This window comes from Enterobacter cloacae complex sp. 385G4 (assembly GCF_057320665.1).
Map to the genome: position 1 here is coordinate 83,545 of NZ_JBXWDD010000012.1, position 6,105 is coordinate 89,649.

At 57.3% G+C, this 6,105-nt stretch carries 6 protein-coding genes and 1 tRNA gene; 1 reads left to right on the forward strand and 6 read right to left on the reverse strand.

Features of this window, described 5'->3' with window-relative positions; translation table 11 throughout:
• Window positions 1–28: 28 nt before the first annotated feature.
• Complete coding sequence (leuA, locus tag AC2FAJ_RS21250) at window positions 29–1,684, forward strand: 2-isopropylmalate synthase (protein ID WP_485454498.1); 1,656 nt, start codon at window positions 29–31, stop codon at window positions 1,682–1,684.
• Here leuA and AC2FAJ_RS21255 read toward each other — a convergent pair.
• From AC2FAJ_RS21255 to AC2FAJ_RS21280, 6 genes are all read right to left on the reverse strand, one after another.
• The gene (locus AC2FAJ_RS21255; protein ID WP_045260898.1) at window positions 1,671–2,435 is read right to left on the reverse strand and encodes an AraC family transcriptional regulator; all 765 of its coding nucleotides are present in this window, start codon (window positions 2,433–2,435) and stop codon (window positions 1,671–1,673) included. The genes leuA and AC2FAJ_RS21255 overlap by 14 nt on opposite strands.
• A gap of 53 nt (window positions 2,436–2,488) precedes the next feature.
• Window positions 2,489–3,004 (reverse strand): S-ribosylhomocysteine lyase, encoded by a 516-nt coding sequence (luxS, locus tag AC2FAJ_RS21260; protein ID WP_008499539.1) that lies wholly within the window; start codon window positions 3,002–3,004, stop codon window positions 2,489–2,491.
• Between the two features lie 153 nt (window positions 3,005–3,157).
• Entirely contained in the window at window positions 3,158–4,702 is a 1,545-nt protein-coding gene (gene gshA, locus AC2FAJ_RS21265) for a glutamate--cysteine ligase (protein ID WP_041908520.1), read from the reverse strand.
• An 83-nt stretch (window positions 4,703–4,785) separates the two neighbouring features.
• Window positions 4,786–5,214 carry a YqaA family protein gene (locus AC2FAJ_RS21270; protein ID WP_047364384.1) on the reverse strand — a complete coding sequence of 143 codons (429 nt, stop codon included), beginning with the start codon at window positions 5,212–5,214 and terminating at the stop codon, window positions 4,786–4,788.
• Window positions 5,211–5,777, reverse strand: coding sequence for a fructose-1-phosphate/6-phosphogluconate phosphatase (gene yqaB / locus AC2FAJ_RS21275; protein ID WP_047364386.1), 567 nt, complete (start codon window positions 5,775–5,777; stop codon window positions 5,211–5,213). Before yqaB ends, AC2FAJ_RS21270 begins: the two co-directional genes overlap by 4 nt.
• 126 nt (window positions 5,778–5,903) lie before the next feature.
• Window positions 5,904–5,980 (reverse strand) — tRNA-Arg (locus AC2FAJ_RS21280).
• Window positions 5,981–6,105: the final 125 nt, after the last annotated feature.

Genomic DNA, 6,105 nt, shown 5'->3' on the forward strand with positions numbered 1-6,105 from the left:
GATAGTGAAAAGACAACAGGAGCGCATCATGCTGAATACACCCGCCGACAAATACCAGCCTTATCCCACCGTTTCATTGCCCGACCGCCGCTGGCCGGAGCAGACCATCACCCGCGCGCCGCGCTGGCTTTCGACAGACTTACGCGACGGCAACCAGGCGCTTGCCGAGCCGATGGACAGCGCGCGCAAGCTGCAGTTCTGGGATTTGCTGCTGGGCTGCGGATTTAAAGAGATTGAGGTCGCCTTCCCGTCCGCCTCGCAGACCGACTTCAACTTTGTCCGCCAGCTCATCGAAGAGAACCGCATTCCGGATGACGTTACGATTCAGGTGTTAACACAGGCGCGGGAAGATCTTATCCATCGTACTTTTGAATCCCTGCGCGGCGCGAAGCAGGCCACCGTCCACCTGTATAACTCCACCGCCCCGCTGTTCCGCCGCCTGGTGTTCGGCATGGAGAAAGCGCAGATCGTCGAGCTGGCCACCCGCGCCACGCGGCTTATCCGCCAGCTTTGTGAAGAGAACCCTGAAACCCGCTGGCAGTACGAGTACTCCCCGGAAACCTTCTGCTTTACCGAGCCGGAGTTTGCGCTGGAGATTTGTGAAGCCGTGGCGGAGATCTGGCAGCCGTGCGATGAACGGCCAATGGTGATCAACTTACCCGCTACCGTCGAGGTCAGTACGCCGAACGTCTATGCCGATCAGATAGAGTATTTCTGCCGCCACTTCAGCCGCCGCCGCGACGTGTGCATCAGCGTGCATCCGCATAACGACCGCGGAACGGGCGTCGCCAGCGCGGAGCTGGCGGTGATGGCCGGGGCCGACCGCGTGGAGGGCTGCCTTTTTGGCAACGGCGAACGCACGGGCAACGTTTGCCTGGTAACGCTGGCGATGAACCTCTACAGCCAGGGCATTAGTCCCAATCTGGACTTTAGCGATATGAATCGGGTGGTCGAAACGGTAGAGGCCTGCAACCAGTTGCCTGTCCATCCGCGCCATCCGTGGGCAGGACGGCTGGCCTATACCGCCTTCTCCGGCTCGCACCAGGACGCCATCAAGAAAGGCTTTGATTCCCGCAGGCCTGGCGATCGCTGGGAGATGCCCTATCTGCCCGTCGATCCGCAGGACATCGGCTGCACCTACGAAGCGGTGATCCGTGTGAACAGCCAGTCAGGAAAAAGCGGCAGCGCCTGGCTTATTGAGCAAAACCACGGCCTGAAGCTGCCCCGCGCCCTGCAGCAGGATTTTAGCCAGCACGTGCAGCAGGAAACGGATCGCCACGGGAAAGAAATGACGCAGAACGCACTGTGGCAGCTATTCCGCACGCGCTACGGGCTGGTAACGACGCCGCAGCTGGCGCTGCAATCCTACCGCAGCGACGGCCAGCAGGACGGCCAGCTGCGGCTGACGGCAAGCGTCGTCACGCAGGGGGGAACGCGCCAGCTGGAGGGTCAGGGCAACGGTCTGCTCTCCGCTGCCGCGCAGGGCCTGAGCCGCTGGGTCAACGCGCCGTTTGTGATTAAGGATTATCACGAACATACGCTGGGCGAACGCAGCGACAGCCGCTCGGTGGCCTATATCCGCTGCCTGTTCCAGGACGGCACCAGCAGCTGGGGCGTGGGCATTGACAGCGACGTGGCGCGCGCGTCGCTTCAGGCGCTGTTTAACGCGGTTAGTCGTTCTTAAAGTAATCGCTGGGTGAGATACCCATCGCCCGGCGGAACATCGCCGTAAAGGCGCTGTGGCTGCCGTATCCCAGATCCAGCGCCACGCGCAGCACCGGCTGGCCCTGCGCCAGCCGCACTAAGGCTTCCAGCAGGCGCGCCCTTCTCACCCACTCGCCGTAGCTTAACCCGGTCTGCTGCTGAAAATGGCGGTTCAGCGTACGCTCGCTCATGCCGAGCAAGCTCGCGCTCTGTTGACCGCTCCAGCTTTCACCTGGTAACTGACGGACCTGCCGACATAGCTGGCGTAACGCTTCACTTTCCGGTTCCGGCAGGTGAAACGGCAGCACCGGCATGATGCGAATTTCATCCAGAATGAGCTCATACACGCGCTCGTCACGGCTTCCCGGCGAGTACGACTCCGGTAGCGTCAGGGAGGTGAGGATCAGCTCGCGCAGCAGCGGGGAGATCTGCACGATCTGACAGGTCGCCGGGAGATCGGCTCGCGCCAGCGGATCGATAAACAGCGTGCGGGCTGCAACGTTGCCGGTGATGCGAAGCGAGTGCTGTGTTCCCGCCGGTAGCCAGACGCCGCGCCCGGGAGGCACTACCCAGCAGCCGGATGCGGTATCGACCCGCACGACGCCCGTCAGGCTGTGCAGCAGCTGCGCGCAGTCGTGCTCATGCCACGGCTCGCTATCGCCATGAGCATAATCATGCGAAAACGGCACAAGCGGGCGATGGGTAAAGGAGAAGGTGGTGGTTGTCGTCATGAGGATTGTAGGCCCGGCCAGCGAAGCGCCACCGGGCATCCACAGGCACAATACTAGATGTGCAGCTCCTGCAGTTTTTCTTTTGGCAGGGCCAGCTCTTCATTGCTGTTTACGCGAACGTCACGCTCGATGATGTGACGGGCAATTTCCTGGGCTTCTTCCAGAGAGTGCATCTGGTAAGTGCCGCACTGGTAAACGTTCAGCTCAGGGATCTGGTTCTGCTCTTTCACTTTCAGCACGTCTTCCATCGCCGCTTTCCACGCATCGGCGACGCGTTTCTCTTCAGGCTGACCAATCAGGCTCATGTAGAAGCCGGTACGGCAGCCCATCGGAGAGATGTCGATGATCTCAACGCCGTTGCCGTTCAGGTGGTCACGCATGAAACCGGCGAACAGGTGTTCCAGGGTGTGAATGCCTTTCTCCGGCATCACTTCTTTATTCGGCACGCAGAAGCGCAGATCGAAGACGGTGATCGTGTCGCCGTGCGGGGTGTGCATGGTCTTCGCCACGCGGACTGCAGGTGCTTCCATACGGGTATGGTCGACAGTAAAGCTATCTAATAACGGCATACGTCACCTCCGATAGTGATTTTTTTTAAAATAAACTGAACTCTTCTACAGAATGCACGTCTGAGTATATGAAAGACGCGCATTTGTTATCATCATCCCTGAATTCAGAGATGTATATTTTGGCCACAGCGATGTGGCCTTTTTCTTTTCTGCTTAAGCCTGCTTCGCCAGAAACGCCTCAAACGACTCCGTATCCGCCGCTTCAACCTCTTTCTGACGCACCAGGGACGCGTCGCGCTCCGCGACAAAATCCGCTTCGCTCAGGATCTCTAACGGCTCCTGCATCAGCATCTCACGGTACTCCGCTGAGAGTGAACGCCCCGTGCCGCCAATCCCCTGCTCGATCATGGTGCGCAAAATGCGCGCAGAGAACGTCAGTTCCGGGTTATCAAAGCATTCAACCAGCTGGTCGCAAATCTGTTGATACGCGTCGCCGCCGTCGATGCTGTCCAGAGTGCGGGCAACACGCTTCAGGTCACGGAACAGATCCTTACCAACCTTAGCCAGCGGGAACTGCGCCGTTTCGCAGCCAATACCCAGCGTCAGACCCGGTTTACGGCCTTCCAGAATCACGCGGTTCCAGTTCGTGCGCGTACAAAGCAGTTCGTCTGAACTCATTTCCGGCGCATCCGCCAGCGCGCACCAGACCATAAACAGATCCAGGAAGCGAACCTGCTGCTCGTCAACGCCAATCGGTGAGAACGGGTTGATGTCCAGCGAGCGCACTTCAATGTATTCAATGCCGCCGCGCTGCAGCGCATCCGACGGCGTTTCACCGCTGCGCGTCACGCGCTTCGGACGAATTGGCGCATACAGTTCGTTTTCAATCTGCAATACGTTGCTGTTGATTTGCAGGCGCTTTCCGTCTTTTTCGAGGCCGATTTTCGCGTACTCTTCCGACGGAGTTTTAATCGCCCGCTTCAATCCTGCCACATATTCGTGCAATTCGTTAAACGTAATACCGAGATTGCTTTGCGATTTATTGGTATAGCCCAGATCGCTCATGCGCAGAGAAGTCGCGTACGGGAGATAGTACATGCCACACTCGGTTTTTTCGAACGGCAGCGTGGTCGGTTTCCCCTGCAGGAACGATGAACAAATGGCAGGCGACGCGCCAAACAGATACGGAATCACCCAGCCAAAACGGTAATAGTTGCGGATCAGACGGAAATAACCGGCGGAGATCGCTTCTTTATCCGTTTCTCCCCCCTTCGCCTGCCAGAACGCCATCGGCAAAGAGAAATTGTAGTGCACGCCAGAGATCGTCTGCATCAGCGCGCCGTAGCGATTTTTAAGACCTTCGCGATAGAGCGTTTTCAGCCGACCAATGTTTGACGTGCCGTACTGCGCCAGCTCAATCTCCTGGCCCTGCTCGATATAGCACGGCATGCTGAGCGGCCACATACGCTCATCGCCGAGATTGCGCGCGGTGTAGCGATGGATGTCGCGCAGGATCGTCAGCATATGATCAATATCGCCGTCCACCGGCGTAATGAACTCCAGCAGCGCTTCAGCGAAATCGGTTGTGATCCATTTATGTGTCAGCGCCGAGCCTAACGCCTTCGGGTGACCCGTCGTCGCTAAGCTACCGTCCGCGTTAACGCGCAGCGTTTCACGCTCAAGACCACGCTGAATACCCTTCAGAGCCTGAGGGTGGTTTTCCAGCCAGGCCAGCGCCTGAGATACGTCCGGGATCAAATTGACCTCCCGCCTGTCAAAGTAATGTTACTCAGCATAATTGTAATGGTTGACGATTGAAGGTCGCGTATTCATTCCACCAATTAGTGCCACCACGTCATACCCTGTAGTGTTGCCCACGCCACGAGAACATAGCGCAACGCCTTGCCAAGGCACAAAAAAAAGAGCACCGGTCCCCAGGAGATGCGCATCCATCCCGCCAGCAGACACAGTAAATCGCCTATTACAGGCATCCAGCTTAATAACAGCGTGGCAGCGCCATAGCGTTTTAGCCAGCCGACTGCCTTTTCCTGCCAGCGCGATTTTTCGCGCAGCGGAAAGAAACGCCCAAGAATAACGTTAGTCAGCCCTCCAAGGCTATTACCCATTGTTGCTATTAATACAAGCAGCCAGGGCTGACTCACGCCGGACAACAGCATCGCCACCAGCACCACTTCCGAATTGCCCGGTAACAGCGTGGAGCTTAAAAAACTGCTGGCGAATAATGAGGCAAGTGACAGCGCGTCACTCACAGTAAGCGAACGTCCACCGCCGCCATTCCGGCATCACGCGCGGCCTGAATGCCAAAATCAGCATCTTCAAACACCACGCATTTTGCGGGTGGAACACCCATTAATTCTGCGCAGAGCAGGAAGGTATCCGGTGCGGGTTTGTGATGCTTAACATGATCGGCAGCAACGACGGCAGAAAAATAGTGGCGCAGGCCAAGGTGGTTGAGTAGCGCTTCAGCAATCGCGCTCTCGCTGCCCGTGCCGACAGACATAGGACGACGCCCGTGCCACTCCTTGACGACGTCAATGAGTGGTAGAGGCTGCACGGTGTCTAACAGTATGGCTTTTACCGCATCGGTTTTTTCACGCGCGAGCTGATGCGGGTCGAGATCGGCCTGATTCAGCTCAATCACGGCCTGTGCGATACGCCAGGTGGGCGATCCGTTGAGGGCAATCATCGCCTGTAAATCGAAACGCATACCGTAACGGCCCAGGACGTCGGTCCAGGCCTGACGATGCGTGGGTTCGGTATCCAGGAGGGTGCCGTCCATGTCGAAGATCAAACCGTCATACTGTGCGTACATCGTGCTCTCGCTAAACGATTAACAAAGCATTACTTTATCGTAAAAGGGGATTTTTGTCGCTGATTGCGAAGTGATAACAATGAGAGTGATTAAGAACTAAACATCGAAGGGGATCACTAGAAGAGATGGTGCATCCGGGAGGATTCGAACCTCCGACCGCTCGGTTCGTAGCCGAGTACTCTATCCAGCTGAGCTACGGATGCATCAGGATTTACTACTGTACTGCTCGATATTCACATCACTTCGAAAGCAATATGAAGTAATAGATGGTGCATCCGGGAGGATTCGAACCTCCGACCGCTCGGTTCGTAGCCGAGTACTCTATCCA